Consider the following 17101-nt stretch of genomic DNA (forward strand, 5'->3'; position numbering starts at 1 on the left):
GCAGAAGGTGCTGGTCAACTCGGCCGCGGACTGGGGCAGGAGCGATCCGCTCAAGACCCGGCGGGTCGGCGAGGCGATGCTGGCGGCCGGTTTCAATGACGACGACGTCGACCTGGTGCTGTGGCGCAACCCGGTCGCCTTCTACTCCCTCAGCGGCCGCCTGCGCCTGGATCTCGTCGAACCGGCGTCGCCCACTCATGAAGGCAACTCGATTCTGCGCGGGGGAGCGTGAGTTGTGCGCTTCCGCCACCGCGACGGCTCCACCGTCCACCTCGCCTACTGCACGAACGTGCACCCCGCCGAGACCCTCGACGGGGTGCTGGCGCAGCTGCGCGAGCACTGCGAGCCCGTCCGCCGCCGCCTGGGCCGCGACCGCCTCGGCATCGGCCTCTGGCTGGCCAAGGACGCGGCCCGCTCCCTGATCACCGACCCGGCCGCCCTGCGCGGGCTGCGCACCGAACTCGACCGCCGCGGCCTCGAGGTCGTCACCCTCAACGGCTTCCCCTACGAAGGCTTCGGCGCCCAAGAGGTCAAGTACCGCGTCTACCGGCCCGACTGGGCCGACCCCGAACGCCTCGTCCACACCAGCGACCTGGCGCGGCTGCTCGCCCAACTGCTGCCCGCCGACGTCACCGAGGGCACCATCTCCACCCTCCCGCTGGCCTGGCACACCGCCTACGACGACCAGCGCGCCGACACCGCCCGTGCCGCACTCGTCACCCTCGCCGAACGGCTCGACGCCCTCGAAGAACTCACCGGCCGCTCCATCCGCGTCGGACTGGAACCCGAACCGGGCTGCGTCGTCGAGACCACCGCCGACGCCATCGCCCCGCTCACCGCCGTCGACCGCCCCGACCGTATCGGCCTGTGCCTCGACACCTGCCACCTCGCCACCTCCTTCGAAGACCCGGAGACCGCGCTCGACGGCCTCGCCGCCGCACGTCTCCCCATCGTCAAGACCCAGCTCTCCGCCGCCCTGCACGCCGAACACCCCCACGAACCCGCGGTCCGCGCGGCGCTCGCCGCCTTCGACGAGCCCCGCTTCCTGCACCAGACCCGCACCCGCACCGGCCGCGGACTGCGCGGCACCGACGACCTCGGCCCCGCCCTCGACGGCGCCGCCCTGCCGCACGACAGCGCCTGGCGCGCCCACTTCCACGTCCCGCTGCACGCGGCTCCCGCCGCCCCGCTCACCTCCACCCTCGATGTCCTCAAGGACACGCTGACCCGCCTGGTCGGCGGCCCGCACCCGCTCACCCGCCACCTGGAGGTCGAGACGTACACCTGGCAGGCGCTCCCGCAGGAGCTGCGCCCACGGGCCCGCCCCCAACTGGCCGACGGCATCGCCGCCGAACTCACCCTCGCCCGCGACCTGTTGACGGACCTCGGCCTGAAGGAACTGCCATGACCGACGCACCCTCACAGCCGACCCCCCTCCTCGTCCTGGACGTCGTCGGCCTCACCCCGCGACTGCTCGACCACATGCCCCACCTCAAATCGCTCGGCCAGTCCGGCACCCGGGCCGCCCTCGGCACCGTGCTCCCCGCGGTGACCTGCGCCGCCCAGTCCACCTTCCTGACCGGCACCATGCCCAGCGAGCACGGCATCGTCGGCAACGGCTGGTACTTCCGCGAACTCGGCGACGTCCTCCTCTGGCGCCAGCACAATGGTCTCGTCGCCGGCGACAAACTCTGGGACGCCGCCCGCCGCGCCCACCCCGGCTACACCGTCGCCAACATCTGCTGGTGGTACGCCATGGGCGCCGACACCGACATCACCATCACCCCCCGACCCGTCTACTACGCCGACGGCCGCAAGGAACCCGACTGCTACACCCGGCCCCCGGACCTGCACGACGAACTCACCGAGAAATTCGGCACGTTCCCCCTCTTCCACTTCTGGGGCCCCGGCGCCGACCTCGTCTCCAGCCAGTGGATCATCGACGCCACCCGGCACGTCATGGCCACCCGCCACCCGGACCTGACCCTGTGCTACCTCCCTCATCTCGACTACGACCTGCAACGCTTCGGCCCCGACGACCCCCGCTCGTACCGGGCCGCCGCCGAACTCGACGCCGCGCTCGCCCCGCTGCTCGACGACGCCAAGGCCGAGGGCCGCACCGTCGTCGCCCTCTCCGAGTACGGCATCACCCGGGTCGAGCGGGCCGTCGACATCAATCGGGTACTGCGCCGCGCCGGCCTGCTGGAGGTGCACACCCAGGACGGCATGGAGTACCTCGACCCGATGGCCTCACGTGCCTTCGCCGTCGCCGACCACCAGATCGCCCACATCTACGTGCGCCGCCCGGAGGACCTCGCCGCCACCCGCGAGGCCCTCGCCGACCTCCCCGGCATCGACCAGCTCCTCGACGACGAGGGCAAGAAGGCCCACCACCTCGACCACCCGCGCTCCGGTGAACTCGTCGCCGTCGCGGAACCGGACGCCTGGTTCACGTACTACTACTGGCTCGACGACGCCCGCGCGCCCGACTTCGCGCAGCTCGTCGAGATCCACCGCAAACCCGGCTACGACCCGGTCGAACTGTTCATGGACCCCCACGACCCCTACGTCAAAGTGAAGGCCGCGACCGCGCTCGCCCGCAAGAAGCTCGGCATGCGCTACCGCATGGCCGTCGTCCCGCTCGACCCGTCTCCTATCCGCGGCAGCCACGGCCGGCTCCCCTCGGACACCGACAGTGACGACGGACCAGTCCTCATCAGCTCCACCCCCCATGCGTTCCCCGGCCGCGTCCCCGCGACCGCCGTGAAAGCGCTGCTCCTTGAGCTGGCAGGCCTGAGCTGAGGCAGACGCCTCCCCAAGGCCCTCCACGGAGGAGCAGTTACAGAGAGTGAAGCACACGTCACCGGCAACACGCCAGTGACGTCCGCACCGCACTCATCCGTCCTCAACACCCGCACCCGCCCCCGCACCCCGATATCCGCAGCCGCACCCGCATATCCGCATCCGCATCCGCACGAGAACACGAGAACCGGAAAGAGGCACCCGTGACCGACTTCCAGGACGCCCCCGTGACCCCGTCCGCCGACGAGGCCCTCAGACAGCGTCTCGGCATCAACCGCCGCCGCTTCCTCAGCACCTGTACGGCCGTCGGCGCGGGAGCGATCGCCGCGCCCGTCCTCGGCGCCGCGCCCGCCTTCGCCCAGCGCGGGGGACACGGCCACGGCCACGACCACGGACACGGCCACGAACTCGTGCCGCACGACAAGCGCGGCATCATCCTCTACACCGTGCGCGACGCCACCGGCCGCGACCCGCTCTCCAGCGACCTGCCCTCCGGCTTCCGCGAGGTGTTCAAGGAGCTGGCCCGCTACGGCTACCGCCAGGTCGAGTTCGCGGGCTACGGCCAGCACGCCAACGCCCCGGGCGGAGCCAACCTCGAAACGGTCGCCGGCGCCAGGCTGCTGCGTTCCTGGCTCGACGAGTACGGGCTGCGCGCCCAGGGCAACCACGGCTTCATCCCCTCGTCGTGGCCGCTCACCCCGGCGGACATCGACACGTTCAAGAAGCACCTCGAGATAGCCAACATCCTCGGCATGGACCACATGGGCACCGGTGGCGACCCCACCAACAGCTCGTACAAGGCCGACTGGGACGTCGCCGCCGACAAGTGGAACGCCCTGGGCGCCCTCGCGCGCCGCGCCGGGATCAAGCTCTACACCCACAACCACGACGCCGCGTACGGCTTCCTCCTCGACGGCGGCCCCCTGGACGACCAGGGGCGTCCCACCCGCAGCTCCGGAATCCGCAAGCTGGAGTACTTCCTGAAGGTCAGCGACCCCCGGACCGTATGGCTGGAGATGGACATCTTCTGGGCGCACGTCGCCCAGTACAAGTTCCACACCTACACGGCCCACGACGGAACCCAGCGCGAGAAGGTCTTCGACCCGGCCGGTCTGGTCCGCGCCCACGACAAGCGCTACCCGCTCTTCCACGCCAAGGACGGCACACGCAACGACACCAACGGCCAGGGCTACGACATGACGCCCTTCGGCGAGGGCGTCATCGACTACCGGACGTTCTTCAGCCGGGTCGGCCAGAAGAACTACCACAACCCCATGATCGAACAGGACACCGCGCCCAGCGCCACCGATCTGGGGCAGTCCCTGAGGTTCGCGAAGATCAGCTACGACAACCTGGCGGCGCTGCGCAAGAAGTAGTGCCGGGCGGCGGGAGGGGCCCGGCCGCGCTCGGCGGCCGGGATGTGCCGCGGGGCCTCCCTCCGCGGTACCGCCCCGGCAGTGCCCTGACCTGCGACGCAGCCCTCCGTCCTGCCTCCGGATACGCAGGTGAAAGACGCCCCGAAACCTTGGTATTGTGGTGCGTGTCGCCGCGGGAACACCCCGCACGAGGCGGCGCACACCCCGTCCGGGTGGCGGAATGGCAGACGCGCTAGCTTGAGGTGCTAGTGCCCTTTATCGGGCGTGGGGGTTCAAGTCCCCCCTCGGACACACAGCGTCACGAAAGTGGCCGGAAGTGCCGATCGGAAGAGATTCCGGTCGGCACTTCGTCGTTGTCGCCGACACCTGCTGCGAAGCGCTGCCCGTGAGGCACGTTTATGCAGGTGAGAGGCGCCCCGAAGTCTTGGTATGGTTCTCCGTGTCGCCGCGGGAACACCCCGCGCAAGGCGGCGCACACCCCGTCCGGGTGGCGGAATGGCAGACGCGCTAGCTTGAGGTGCTAGTGCCCTTTATCGGGCGTGGGGGTTCAAGTCCCCCCTCGGACACCACAGCAGGGTCATGTGAACCCCGGTCTCGATTGAGGCCGGGGTTCCGCGTATGCGGGCAGGAGTGCTGCGGGCACTCGCCGCCACCTTCAGCCAGGCGATCCGCCTCCTTCCCTGGTGGCTTCGAGGTCGAGCACGCACAGCTCCTCCAGGAGGTGCCGGCGCACGGCGCGAGGTGTGAGCTGGTGCGGTGGCCCCGCCTGCCGGAGGCGTCGCCATGACTTCATGACCAGGTGACAGCGCCGCCAGTGGGTGCCTGGGGACGGCTGGTGGTGGCGCTTCACGAGGAATCGCCCGACGCTGCCTGCCCCCATTCGTCGACCTTCTTGGCCGTCCGCTTGGGGTGCGCGGCTAGCTGCCTCTGCGAGCCACGCGCCGCACGCCAGCGGCAGGGGTATGCCGATACGTTCGTGAGCAGGCCGGTGTGCGGCGATTCGATCCTGGGTGTCATCTCGCGGCGTAGTGGGTTGCGTCGCCGGATTTCTGCTGCATAGTCGCCGGCGCGGTTGTTGGTCTTGACCACACCGTCGCGTTCGAGCAGTTCGCCCATGGGGGACTCCTGTCGTGGTGATGCCGCTAGGCTTGAATGCCCCGACCGCAGCCGACTGTTGATGGTGATCTCGCCTGACGTGGGGGATGCACACAGTCGGCCTCGGCGGACGGCCTCAAGGTTTCAAGGGCGCCGCACGCTTGCCCAGAGGAAAAATCGAGCAAGCAAGCCGAGCAGGGGCAAGCAAGCACGGGGGTGTGGGTGAGCACCGAAAGCGCGGAACCTCAGGGCGAAGCACGTGCACGTCTCGGTGGGTTGATGCGAGCGGCGCGACAGAAGGCCGGCAGGACCACGCGCGAAGTCGTCGGCTACAGCTCCGGTCATATTTCTAATGTCGAGAACGGCCGCGTCGTGCCGTCGGCTGAGTTGATCGGCATCTACGTCGAGATGGGCGGCGACCCGAGAAAGCTCCACGCTGTGTTCTCAGAGGTGAAAGAAGAGAGTGAGGCCCGCAAGCGGAGTCTGCGCGGCAAAGCTCCGGTTGAGTCCGGTGCCTCCAGGCGGATAACCCTTGACTCTTCTGCTGATGAGATTGCCAAGTCCTACCGGACGGACCGCGTAGAGCACTTCTACCAGTTCAACGAGCTCGGGGTCATCGACGATTTCTTTGCCGTGGTGACGGTGACACCACTTCAGGATGGTGCAATCTATTACTCCTTCTATCAGGACTACTACGCCGACCAGCGTTCAGGTGTTCTGACTGTCGAGGCGGGAATGGGGTGTGAGATTGCGAAAATCGAACAGGGTCAGGGCTCCCTGATCTTGCCAGTCTTGGACTACAGCAAAGGAATTAGGGGTGACGAGGGCTCGCTGACTTTTTCCTACAAGGTGAGTGTGGACAGTGACGTCAGGACGATGCCCCTGTTGAAGTGGACGGCGACGCGTGATTGCAGCCGATTCTCCATCCGGGTGCAGTTCTCTCGGTCATGCCTGCCCAAGAGGATTCGACAGTTCCGCGGCATACGCAGCAACGAGCACAAATTTCCGCCGCAACCGGAGCACTTTCTGCCCGACAGTGCTAACGGATTCTACTTCTGGGACTTCTGTGGCATGCGGAATGAAAACTGTGGGTTCGCTTGGGATTGGTGAGAATCGGGGTTCTTGCCGAGAGGACCCGCGGCACCGGCACCGGCACCGGCACCGGCACCGGAACCGCTCAGGTCACCGGCCGAGCCGGTCCGGCGACCGCGAGGCGTTGCACCCGTACCAGCTCGGCCAGCGGGTCGCGGGCGGACGACACCAGCGTGCCGCCGGCCTCCCGCACCGCCTGGGCGAGGCGCTCGGGCACGTCGCCGAACACCCACGTGACCTCGCCCTGCCGCCCCGGCTCCACGGGACGCGGACGGTACTCCGGCTCCTGGTAGGCCTGGGCCCAGGTGCCCGCGTTGTCCCGCATCAGCTGCGCCGCCGCCTCCGCGATGCCGTAGGTCCATCCCGATCCGAGGAACGTGAACTGGCTCGCCCCCAGCAGCACTTGGGGCAGTGACTCCTCGATCGCCTCGTAGGCGTCGTCGGTCGCGTCGTCCAGGTTCTCGCCCAGGTGCGCGCGCAGCAGCGCGAGCACCGTCGTGGGGAAGAGGGTGGCGATCGCCGCCGCCGGCTCGTCGGCGAAGTCCAGGCGCAGCGTGTGGTCGGCGATGCCCGGCGCGTCGGGCGACGCCGTGATGGCGACGCTGGGCACGCTGTCGTGCACCTTGCCCAGCAGCCGCTGCATGACGGGCGCGGTGCCGGTGCGGGTGAGGGCCACGATGCGGTCGTACTCGCGGCCGTACAGGAACGCCGACGCGCTGAACGCGTCCGTCTCGCCGTGCCCCTCCGCCTCGCGCAGCGCCGCGTACGCCTGGGCCATCGCGTACGACGCGCCGGAGCCGACGACGGCGACCCGCTCGCCGCGCCGCGGCAGCACCTCGCGGTGGCGCGCCGCCAGTTCGGCGGCGCGCGTCCAGCAGTCCGGCTGCCCCTCCACCCCGTGCTCCGCCGATGGGGTGTCGCGGTCGTCTTCTCTGTTCATGGCCCCCCCGGGCTGTCCAACGCAACTCACTCACCTGCGCGTTCCCTTCCCAGGACGGTACTCGACGCACCAGGGGCGCCCGGCGCGGGCCCGGTCCGATTCGTTCAAGAGGGCGGCGTCCGCGGTCCCTTAGCATCGCCCCATGAATAGCTCCGACACCGGATCACGCCACATCGACGTGCGTATCCGCCGCACCGCCGACCAGGTCTACGCGTACGCGGCGGACCCGCTGAACCTGCCGTCCTGGGCCCACGGCCTGGGCGGCACCATCGAGGAGATCGACGGCCGGTGGATCGCCGACTCCTCCCCGCTGGGCCGGGTCGAGGTGCGTTTCGTGCCGCGCAACGACCTGGGGGTCCTCGACCACGACGTCACGCTGCCGTCCGGCGAGACCGTCCACAACCCGGTCCGGGTGATCGCCGACGGCGACGGGAGCGAGGTCGTCTTCACCCTGCGCCGCCGGCCGGGGACGAGCGACGCCGACTTCGAGCGGGACGCGGACACGGTCGCCGCCGACCTCGATCGCCTCCGCACCCTGGTCGAGGGCACGTAGCATCGGCGGTCCCACCGACCGCAGCAGAACGACGTACGACGAGGCCGCATGCTGTCCGACCCCGCTCCCGACGCTCCCGTCATCGTCAGCGACGAGCCCGGCTCGTTCCCGCACGGCGTGTTCGTCGACCGGCACCCGGCGCTGGTGCGCCGGGTGCTCGACGCCTTCCCGTACGCGCCCGAGCAGCGCCGCGCCCTCACCGCGCTGCTGCGGGACAGCACCGACGGGGTGATCGGGCCCCTCCCCGCCGACGCGCCCGGGCGCGCCCACTGGGACGCCTGGGGGCTGGCGGAGCAGGTCGGCCGGTCCTGGCTCGCCGCGCCGTTCCTGTGGGCCGAGAGCTACTTCTACCGCCGATTCCTCGACGCCGTCGGCTACTTCGGCCCGGGCCCCTGGCAGGGCGTCGACCCGTTCCGCCCCTTCAAACTGGCCGACCTGCACACCGCCGAGGCCGACGCGGAACGCGCCGCCCTCGACGACCTCGCCGACCGGCCCCTCGACGCACAGGCGGCGGCCCTGCTGCACGGCTCCCTGTGGGGCAACCGCGCCGACCTCGGCTTCCGGATGGGAGCCGGCGACGCCGACGGCGGCGCGGCCGACGCACCCCGCCCACCCGTGCTGGTGGACGAATCCGACGCCCTGTGGCGCCTGCTGCCCGAGGGCGCGCCGAACACCGTGTACCTGGTCGCCGACAACGCGGGCCGCGAACTCGTCCCCGACCTCCTCCTCGCCGACCACCTGCTGAGCCACGGCCGGGCCGTCCGCGTCGTGCTGCACGTCAAGCCGTACCCGTACTACGTCTCCGACGCCACGACCGCCGACGTCGTCGACGCGCTGCGGCACCTGACCGGCGCCGACGCCGGCAGCGCCGCGCACGCGGCGGGCACCCGGCTCTGGTCGGCGATGGCCGACGGCGTCCTGGCGGTGCGCGCCCACCCCTTCTCCTGCGCCCCGCTGCCGTACGCGGACATGCCCGACGACCTCCGCGCCGACTTCGCCACCGCCACGGTCACCCTCCTCAAGGGCGACCTCAACTACCGCCGCCTGGTGGGCGACCGGCTCTGGCCCGCGACGGAGCCGTTCGCCGAGCGCACCGCGTACTTCCCCGGTCCGGTCGCCGCGCTGCGCACCCTGAAGTCGCAGGTCGTCGTGGGCCTCGACGCCCCCACCGGGCGGGCGCTCGACGCGTCGGCCCCCGACGGCTCCTGGCGCACCGCCGGGACCCACGCGGTGATCCAGGTCCGCCCGTGACGCGCTGAACGTTTCCGCACCCTCCGGCGTCCCAGGGCCGCACGGCGCACCGGGCGCCGTGCGGGGAGGGTGGTACGAGAATGACGCGCAACGCGCTGCACCGGTCGGTGCCCGTCGTGGTCGGGCTGCTGGCGCTCACGGCCTGCGGGAGCGACATCCCCGACGGGCTGATCGCCGAGGGATCGGCGGCGCCCGCGACGCCGTACACCGGCCCCCTGAGGGCGAAGGCGCCCGCTCGGGGCGAGGACGGTCGGCTGCGGGGCGGCGGGGCCGCACTGCTCGCGCTGGAGTGCGCGGCCCGGCCGTACGAGGCGGGGGCGGCCGCCGACGAGGGCGCGGGGGACGACGGAGCCGACTCGGCGGCCGGGGCGCTGGCCCGGTACGCGGGGGACGGATCCGAGGAGATGCCCGTCCGCGGCTACCGCGCGGAGGCCGGGCGGGGGCACCGCGTCCTCTACTCGTACGACGTCGCGGGCCGCACCCGGGCGGCCGTGGTCGTCGCCGAGGACCGGCGCGGCTGGTTCGCGGAGACGTACGCGAGCTGCGACCCGTCGGAGTTCCGGGCCCGCGACCGGGCCCGGCTGCCCGTCCGCGTCTGGGAGGACGCGCACGGCAGGGCCGTGTCCACCGCGAAGGTCGTCAGCTGGCGGGGCGCCGAGCACTGCGACTGGCAGGACGTGGAGTTCGTGACCCTGGACCGCGGCGACGACGGGCGGCGCCGCGGACGGCAGTACCTCCGCGACGCCCGGGGAGTGCTGGCCGACCTCGACGGCCTGTCGTCGACCTACGCCGAGGACGTGCCGCTGCCCTCCGACGCCGTCGACACCGGCTACCGCGACGCCGGCCGGGAACTGTGGCTCGCGCCGGACAGGTCACGGGCGTACGTGCGCGACGCCGACGGCACCGTCGAGCGCTGGCCGGGCACGAAGGAGCAGGTGGCCTGCCAGTAGCGTCCGTCCGCACCGGCGGACCGCCCCGCGGACCCCGGTCTACGGCACGCGGGCCGTCCACTCCGGGGTGCCGAACTTGGTGCGCACCAGCTCCTCGGCGCGCGCCCGCTCCTGCGCGCTCACCTCGCCGTCGGTGAGCCCGTACCGCTCGCGGAACGAGTCGATCATGCGGCTGATGACCTCCTCGCGCGGCAGACCCGTCTGCCGCCGCAGGGGGTCGACCCGCTTCTTCGCGCTCTTCGTCCCCTTGTCGGAGAGCTTCTCCCGGCCGATGCGCAGCACGTCGACCATCTTGTCCGCGTCGATGTCGTACGACATCGTCACGTGGTGCAGCACCGCGCCCTGCCCGGCGGCGACCCGCTTCTGCGCGGCGCCCGCCACCTTGCCGACGTCCGTCGCGATGTCGTTCAGCGGCTGGTACCAGGCCTTGATGCCCATGTCGGACAGCGCGTCGAGCACCCAGTCGTCCAGGTAGGCGTACGAGTCCTGGAAGGACAGCCCGGACACCAGCGACTCCGGCACGGCCAGCGAGTACGTGATCGTGGACGTCGGCTCGGCGAACATCGCGCCGCCGCCCGACACCCGGCGCACGACCGACACCCCGTGCCGCGCCACGCCCTCCTGGTCCACCTCGTTGCGCAGCGACTGGAAACTGCCGATGATCACCGCCGGGCGGTCCCACTCCCACACCCGCAGCGTCGGCGGGCGCCGGCCCAGCGCGACCTGCTCCACCATCACCTCGTCCAGGGCCATGTGCAGCACCGGGGACTGCGGGGCGTCGTGGATCAGCTGCCAGTCGAAGTCGCGCCAGTCCGTGGCGTGGGCGAGCGCGCGGCGCACGGCGGTGGCGACGCCCTCGGTGGTCAGGCCGAGCATGACCGTGCCCGCGGGCAGCGCCGCGTCGATCCGCGCGGCCAGCGCCGCCGTGTCCGCGTCGGCCGGGGCGCCGGTCAGCGCGGCGTCGATGGCGGGCAGCGCCTCGTCGGGCTCCAGGAAGAAGTCGCCCGCGACCCGTACGTCGCTCAGCGCACCGTCGGCCACCTCCACATCGACCACGACCAGCTTGCCGCCGGGGATCTTGTACTCGCCGTGCACTGTGCGCCGCCTTCCACCGCTGCATCGTCCGATATCGGCCAACGCTAACCGGAAGCCGGACATTCCGGGGGCGGGGCGCCGGGCGGCGCGAGTGGCGGGAGAGGGGAGTGGGGCTTGACCGGCGGGCGCCGGTGACGTGTCCTACGGTTCCGCGCGGGTCCTACGGTTCCGCGCGGGCGTCCGGAGCCCTCGACGGCGGCGGTACCGGCGGCATCGTGCGTGGCCGGTGCGGCGGCCCCGCGAGCGGCCCGGACCCGCGTACTCGCGTCCGAACGGCACCCGGAGCGGCCGTTCCCGTCCCCGAGGAGTTCCATGGCCGAGCCCTGGCAGGACACCGCCCTGCCCGCCCACGTCCGGGCGGCGGACCTGCTCGCCCGGATGACACCCGAGGAGAAGGCCGCCCAGCTCTCCAGCGTGTGGCTCGGCGCCGAACCCGACGGCTCCGCCGCCGAGGTGGCGCCGGGCCAGCACACCTACGCCGACCGCAGCGCCACCCTCGACGCGCTGCTGCCGTACGGGCTCGGGCACCTGACCCGCCCCTTCGGCACCGTGCCCGTCGAACCCGCCGAGGGCGCCGCCCGCCTCGCCGCGCTCCAGCGCACCATCCGCGCCGGCAACCGCTTCGCCCTGCCCGCCCTCGCGCACGAGGAATGCCTCACCGGATTCACCGCCTGGCGGGCCACCGTCTTCCCGGCCCCGCTGGCCTGGGGCGCCACCTTCGACCCGGACCTGGTCGGCCGGATGGCGCGGGCGATCGGCACGTCGATGCGCGCGGTCGGCGTCCACCAGGGGCTCGCCCCCGTCCTCGACGTCGTCCGCGACCCACGCTGGGGGCGCACCGAGGAGTCCATCGGCGAGGACCCGTACCTCGTCGCCACCATCGGCACCGCCTACGTCCGCGGCCTGGAGGACGCCGGGATCGTCGCCACCCTGAAGCACTTCGCCGCGTACTCGGCCTCGCGCGCCGCCCGCAACCACGCGCCCGCGCCGGTCGGGCCCCGCGAACTCGCCGACGTGCTGCTGCCCCCGTTCGAGATGGCGGTCCGCGACGGCGGCGCCCGGTCCGTGATGCCCGCCTACAACGACATCGACGGCGTCCCGTGCCACGCCAGCGGCGAACTGCTCACCGACATCCTGCGGGACGCCTGGCAGTTCACCGGGACGGTCGTCTCCGACTACTTCGGCCTGTCGTTCCTGGAGTCCGCCCACCGCGTCGCGGGGTCCCCTGCGGACGCCGCCCGGCTCGCCCTCGGCGCGGGCGTGGACGTGGAACTCCCCGCCGCGCGCTGCGTCGACGTCACCGACCCGCCCCCGGACGCGCTCCTCGACCGGGCCGCGCTGCGCGTCCTGACCCAGAAGGGCGAACTCGGACTGCTCGACCCGGACTGGGAACCCGTCACCGGCGCCGCTCCCGTCGACCTGAACCCGCCGCACCTGCGGGACCTCGCCCGCCGTCTCGCCGAGGAGTCGGTGGTGCTCCTCGCCAACGACTCCGGGGTGCTGCCGCTGCCCGCCGCCCCGCGCCTCGCCGTCGTCGGCCCGCTCGCCGGCGAACAGGCGGCGATGCTCGGCTGCTACACGTTCCCCCGGCACGTCGGCGTTCACCACCCCGACCTCCCGCCGGGCGTAGACGTGCCGACCCTCGCCGAGGCGCTGAGCGCCGAGCTGCCCGCCGCCGACCTCGTCACCGACCCGGCGGACGCGGACCTCTGCCTCGCCGTGGTCGGCGATCGGTCCGGCCTGTTCGGGCGGGGTTCGTCGGGAGAGGGATGCGACGCGACCGACCTCGAACTCCCTTACGGGCAGGGGGAGATACTGGACGCGGCGCTCGCCTCCGGGACGCCCACGGTCATCGTCGTCCTGAGCGGGCGGCCCTACGCGCTCGGCCGCTGGGCCGACCGGGCCGCCGCCGTCGTCCAGGCGTTCTTCCCCGGCCAGGAGGGCGGCGCCGCCGTCGCCGGAGTCCTCACCGGCCGCGTCGAACCGTCCGGGCGGCTCCCCGTCGGCGTACCGCGCCACCCCGGCGGCCAGCCCGCCCCCTACCTCGCACCGCCGCTCGGCCGCCACGGCGTGCCCAGCACCGTCGACCCGACGCCGCTCCACCCCTTCGGCCACGGCCTGTCGTACACCACGTTCGGCTGGGACGCGCCGCGCTGCGACACCCGTACGTTCGCCACCGACGGCGAGACGACGCTCCGCCTCACGGTCCGCAACACCGGCGACCGGCCCGGCACCGACGTGGTCCAGCTCTACCTGCACGACCCCGTCGGCACCGTCGCCCGCCCCGAGGTCCGGCTCGTCGGCTACGCGCGGGTGCCGCTCGACGCCGGAGCGAGCGCCGAGGTGCGGTTCACGTTCCCGGCCGACCTCGCCGCGTACACCGGCGCCGACGGGCGCCGCACGGTCGAGCCCGGCGCCCTCGAACTGCGCGTCGCCGCCTCCGCCGAACACGTGCGCCACACCGTGCCGCTCACCCTCACGGGCCCGGTGCGCGAGGTCGGGCACGCACGCCGGATGCGGTGCGACACGTACGTCGGCTGACCGCCCCGCCGGACGTCACCGCGCGCGCTCAGCGGGGCGCCGGAGCCTGGATCAGATGCGCCGCGTGATGGACGACCAGATGCAGCCCGCCGGGCAGCCGGGACGTCGTCACCAGGACCGACGCCTCGCCGTACCGCGGATGCCGCAGCCTGCGCGCCGACGCCTCGGCCGGCAGCCGGGGCGCCCGCGAGCGCCACAGCCGGGCGCCGAGCGGATCGGCGGCGATCCGCCCGGCGAGCGTCTGGAGCGGGACGTCCGCCGGGATCTGGGCGAGCGCCGCGCGCACCCGGGCGACGGCGTCCGCGCGGACCTCGTCGATGTCGGCGAACCGCCGCCGGGCGTCCTCGGTGAGCAGCCACAGCACGAGATTGCACTCCCCGTCCGCCGCCCGCGCCGGGTCGGCCAGGAGCCGCGCCACCGCCCCGTTCGCCGCCAGCAGGTTCCACGCGTGGTCCGCGATCAGCGCCGGGTTGGGCTCCATCAGGTCGATGTGGGCCAGCTCCTCGATGGTGGGCCCGCGCCGCTCCACGAGGTCGTACGGGGTGACGTCCGGCTCCGCCGCGAGCAGCAGGAAGGTCTCCCGGGCCTGTCCGCTCAGGCCGAGACCGCCCGCCACCCGCTTGAGCCCGCAGAGGTCGAAGCCGCGGCCCGCGCCGCTCTCCAGCGCGCTGTACCGGTGCTCCGCGAGGCCCGTGGCGCGCGCCGCCTGCTCCACCGTCAGCCCGAGGCTCTGTCTGCGGCGTGTCAACAGCCCGCTCAGCTGCGCGCCCCGCGGGTCGTCACGGTGCGTGATCCCGTGTCCCCGGTCGGATGCCATGGTCTTCCCCTTATCGGCGCTGTCGTGCGGACAGGTGGTGCGGATGCGGACAGGGGTGATGATGCGGACCCGCGGCGCCCCGGTTCATCATCACGGGCAGTTATCACTCGTACGAGGCGTCGCAGGCGGGCTCGTTCGGGGATCGGGGCGCGGGACAGGGAGCTGGACACCGGGACGCGCGCGCCGGAGCGCGGCCCGGCGCGTCAGCGGAGCGCGTCGTCCACGCCGAGCCGGGCCCGCTCCTCCGCCACGATGCGGCGGGCCAGCTCCGCGTCCGACACGTCGAACGCGTCCGGGCTCGCCTCCGCCGTGGCGCTGCGCCGCGCGTACGCGTCGAACAGCCGGTCCTTCGTGGTGAGGATCCGCACCATCCGCTCGTCGACCCCGCCCGGCGCGAGCAGCCGGTGCACGCGGACCGACCTGACCTGTCCGATCCGGTGCGCCCGCGCCACGGCCTGGTGTTCCAGGGTCGGCTTGATCTGCGGCTCGCACAGGATCACGACGGACGCGGCCTGGATGTTGAGCCCGATGCCCGCCGCCTGGATCTGCGCCACCAGCACGGCGGGTCCCGGCGCCGCCGAGAACGCGTCGACGAGCGCCTGCCGCCGCGCGGGCGGCACCCCGCCGGTCAGCGGGCCGAACACCGGTCCTCCGGTACGGGGCGACGCGTCGAGGGCGCCGTGCACCGCGTCCAGGACGTCGCGGAAGTAGGAGAACACCACCACCTTGGCGCCGTTCTCACCCGCCTCCCGCACCAGGTCGCGCAGCCGCCGCAGCTTGGCGGACTCCTCGGGGTGGGCGTAGGCGGCGCGGCGCATCGCCATGAAGTTCCCCGCGGCCACCGCCGCGCGGTAGGCCCGCTCGTCCGGCTCGCTCGGCTCCTCCCACTCGTCGGTGTGCTGGAGGCTGGGCAGTTCGGTGAGCACGTCGTCCTGGTTGCGGCGCAGATAGACGGGGGCGACCGCGGTGCGGAACGCCACCGAACCGGCGAGCCCGGTCTCCGTGTCGAGCCGGTCCGCGAGGTCCGGGTCCAGCATCCGGACCAGGCTGCGGAACTCGGTGACCCGGTTCTCCATCGGGGTGCCGGTCATCAGCAGGACCCGCTCGCAGCGCTCCGCCCACCCGGCGACCGCCTGCGCGCGCAGCGTGCGCGGGTTCTTCACGGCGTGCGCCTCGTCGACGACGAGCATGCCCAGCTCGCCGCCGCCGGGCGCGGGGAAGCCGCGCAGCGCGTCGAAGGTGGTGACGGCGACACCGCCGCGGCCCTTCCAGTCGGCGAACGCGTCGTGCCGCCCCGGCCCGTGCAGCGGCACGGCGCGCAGCCGGCTGCGGCTCTCGATCTCCCGCGTCCAGTTGACGAGGACCCCGGCCGGGCAGACGACCAGGAAGTGGCTCTGCCCCTCGGCGGCGAGGTGGGTGAGCACGGCGAGCGCCTGCACGGTCTTGCCCAGGCCCATCTCGTCGCCGAGGACCACCCGGCGCCGGGCCAGCACGAACCGCGCGCCGAACGTCTGGTAGCCGCGCAGCGACACCCGCAGCCCGGTGTCGGTGAGCTGCTGGGCGCGCACCTCGCCGGCGATCCCGGCGGGCAGGTACCCCTCGGCGGCGGCCGTGTCCGGGGCCTGTCCGTCGATCTCCCCGAGCACCCCGTAGTACTCGGCGGCGCGCAGCTCGAAGTCGACCCAGGCGGCGGCCTCGGACGCGGGCCCGCGCAGCAGGTCCACGGACGCCTGCGCCAGCAGCTCGCCGGTGCCCGCCCGCGCCGCGTCCTCGGCGATCCCGCGCACCTCGGCGACGGCCGCCAGGGCCCGGGTCCGTCCGTCGCGCCCCGCGACCAGCATCCGCAGCCGCCCGGCGACGGGCCGGGCGGTCTCCAGGAGCGGGCCGAGCCGCCGGGCCAGGGCGCCGGCCTCGGTCACCGCGCGCCGCCCCTCAGGGCCCGCCGCCACCAGGACGTGCAGCGCGGCGACGAGCGCCGTCGTGCGCGGTTCGGGCCGGTCCACGTCGATGTGCACGGCGACGCTCTCGCGCACCGCGTCCGCGAGGCGCCGTGCCGCGCCCAGGAGATGGACCGACGTCACCCGTCCGACGCCGGGGATCTGCTGGAGCCGTCCCGGCTCTGCGTCGAGCACCTGCCGCACCGTGCGCAGGCCGCTCGCTTCGACCGGGTCGAGGCGCAGCCGCCCCTCGGTCGCCTCCTGGAGGCGGGACACGGGCATCGCGTCGAGCGTCTGGGCCACCTCGTCGTCGAGGAGCGGCGCCAGCGCCTCCCGCGCGGCCCGCACCGCCCGCTCGTGGTCGTCCAGCAGCGACCGTGCCGCCTCGTGCAGCCGCGCACCGCCCGCGACCGTCTCCCGCTCCCCGCGCCCCATCCCCCCGGCTCCTCTCCCTCGGCCCCGCATCCTCTCACCGGCGGCGCCGCCGCCCGACGGCGCCGGTGGGGCGGGGGAGCGGCGCCACGGCCCCGCATCGGGCCGCCGCCGCGGTTCCGGGCCTCCTCCATACGTCCCGGTGCGCGGCCTCCGTGTGCTCCGTGTGGCGATCCGGCCCGGGACCGGGGGACCCGCGCGCGCACGCGCGTGGCATTCT

At 73.1% G+C, this 17101-nt stretch carries 13 protein-coding genes, 2 tRNA genes and 1 pseudogene; 11 read left to right on the plus strand and 5 right to left on the minus strand.

The features are described 5' to 3' along the window. From ACIP5K_RS14030 to ACIP5K_RS14055, 6 genes and pseudogenes are all read left to right on the plus strand, one after another. Positions 1–232, plus strand: a pseudogene (locus ACIP5K_RS14030) (hydrolase TatD); the annotation flags it as partial. 3 nt (positions 233–235) lie between these two features. Beyond that, positions 236–1408 carry a metabolite traffic protein EboE gene (eboE, locus tag ACIP5K_RS14035; protein WP_401409028.1) on the plus strand — a complete coding sequence of 391 codons (1173 nt, stop codon included), beginning with the start codon at positions 236–238 and terminating at the stop codon, positions 1406–1408. Continuing rightward, complete coding sequence (locus tag ACIP5K_RS14040; protein WP_401409031.1) at positions 1405–2802, plus strand: nucleotide pyrophosphatase/phosphodiesterase family protein; 1398 nt, start codon at positions 1405–1407, stop codon at positions 2800–2802. The genes eboE and ACIP5K_RS14040 overlap by 4 nt, the downstream gene beginning before the upstream one ends. Positions 2803–3005: 203 nt before the next feature. Further along, positions 3006–4178 (plus strand): sugar phosphate isomerase/epimerase family protein, encoded by a 1173-nt coding sequence (locus tag ACIP5K_RS14045; protein WP_401409034.1) that lies wholly within the window; start codon positions 3006–3008, stop codon positions 4176–4178. 206 nt (positions 4179–4384) lie between these two features. Further along, positions 4385–4469, plus strand: a tRNA-Leu gene (locus tag ACIP5K_RS14050). 190 nt (positions 4470–4659) lie between these two features. Continuing rightward, positions 4660–4747: transfer RNA gene (locus ACIP5K_RS14055), tRNA-Leu, on the plus strand. A 277-nt stretch (positions 4748–5024) separates the two neighbouring features. Here the strand turns inward: ACIP5K_RS14055 and ACIP5K_RS14060 are convergent. Further along, complete coding sequence (locus tag ACIP5K_RS14060; protein ID WP_401409036.1) at positions 5025–5294, minus strand: hypothetical protein; 270 nt, start codon at positions 5292–5294, stop codon at positions 5025–5027. Positions 5295–5495: 201 nt separating this feature from the next. Here ACIP5K_RS14060 and ACIP5K_RS14065 point away from each other — a divergent pair, with 201 nt between their 5' ends. Beyond that, positions 5496–6383: a helix-turn-helix domain-containing protein gene (locus ACIP5K_RS14065; RefSeq protein ID WP_401409038.1), complete on the plus strand. Its 888-nt coding sequence runs from the start codon at positions 5496–5498 to the stop codon at positions 6381–6383. Between the two features lie 67 nt (positions 6384–6450). Here ACIP5K_RS14065 and ACIP5K_RS14070 read toward each other — a convergent pair whose 3' ends face one another. Then, entirely contained in the window at positions 6451–7305 is an 855-nt protein-coding gene (locus tag ACIP5K_RS14070) for an SIS domain-containing protein (RefSeq protein ID WP_401409041.1), read from the minus strand. Positions 7306–7447: 142 nt separating this feature from the next. Here ACIP5K_RS14070 and ACIP5K_RS14075 point away from each other — a divergent pair, with 142 nt between their 5' ends. The 3 genes from ACIP5K_RS14075 to ACIP5K_RS14085 all read left to right on the plus strand — a co-directional run bounded on the left by ACIP5K_RS14075 (position 7448) and on the right by ACIP5K_RS14085 (position 10059). Next, a complete protein-coding gene (locus ACIP5K_RS14075; protein WP_401409043.1) occupies positions 7448–7858 on the plus strand; it encodes an SRPBCC family protein in 411 nt (136 codons plus the stop codon). A gap of 48 nt (positions 7859–7906) precedes the next feature. Further along, positions 7907–9109 (plus strand): damage-control phosphatase ARMT1 family protein, encoded by a 1203-nt coding sequence (locus tag ACIP5K_RS14080; protein ID WP_401409046.1) that lies wholly within the window; start codon positions 7907–7909, stop codon positions 9107–9109. 80 nt (positions 9110–9189) lie between these two features. Further along, on the plus strand, positions 9190–10059 hold the full coding sequence (locus ACIP5K_RS14085; RefSeq protein ID WP_401409049.1) for a hypothetical protein: 870 nt from the start codon (positions 9190–9192) through the stop codon (positions 10057–10059). A 39-nt stretch (positions 10060–10098) separates the two neighbouring features. Here the strand turns inward: ACIP5K_RS14085 and ACIP5K_RS14090 are convergent, their stop codons facing one another. Continuing rightward, positions 10099–11154 carry a biotin/lipoate A/B protein ligase family protein gene (locus ACIP5K_RS14090; RefSeq protein ID WP_401409051.1) on the minus strand — a complete coding sequence of 352 codons (1056 nt, stop codon included), beginning with the start codon at positions 11152–11154 and terminating at the stop codon, positions 10099–10101. A gap of 312 nt (positions 11155–11466) precedes the next feature. Between ACIP5K_RS14090 and ACIP5K_RS14095 the strand changes: the two genes are divergently transcribed. Then, a complete protein-coding gene (locus tag ACIP5K_RS14095) occupies positions 11467–13695 on the plus strand; it encodes a glycoside hydrolase family 3 N-terminal domain-containing protein (protein ID WP_401409053.1) in 2229 nt (742 codons plus the stop codon). 28 nt (positions 13696–13723) lie between these two features. Here ACIP5K_RS14095 and ACIP5K_RS14100 read toward each other — a convergent pair whose 3' ends face one another. Further along, on the minus strand, positions 13724–14512 hold the full coding sequence (locus ACIP5K_RS14100) for a hypothetical protein (RefSeq protein WP_401409055.1): 789 nt from the start codon (positions 14510–14512) through the stop codon (positions 13724–13726). Positions 14513–14715: 203 nt separating this feature from the next. Next, positions 14716–16884 carry a DEAD/DEAH box helicase gene (locus tag ACIP5K_RS14105; RefSeq protein WP_401409057.1) on the minus strand — a complete coding sequence of 723 codons (2169 nt, stop codon included), beginning with the start codon at positions 16882–16884 and terminating at the stop codon, positions 14716–14718. Positions 16885–17101 lie beyond the last annotated feature (217 nt).

Source organism: Streptomyces sp. NPDC088785 (genome assembly GCF_044750685.1).
Lineage (GTDB): Bacteria > Actinomycetota > Actinomycetes > Streptomycetales > Streptomycetaceae > Streptomyces.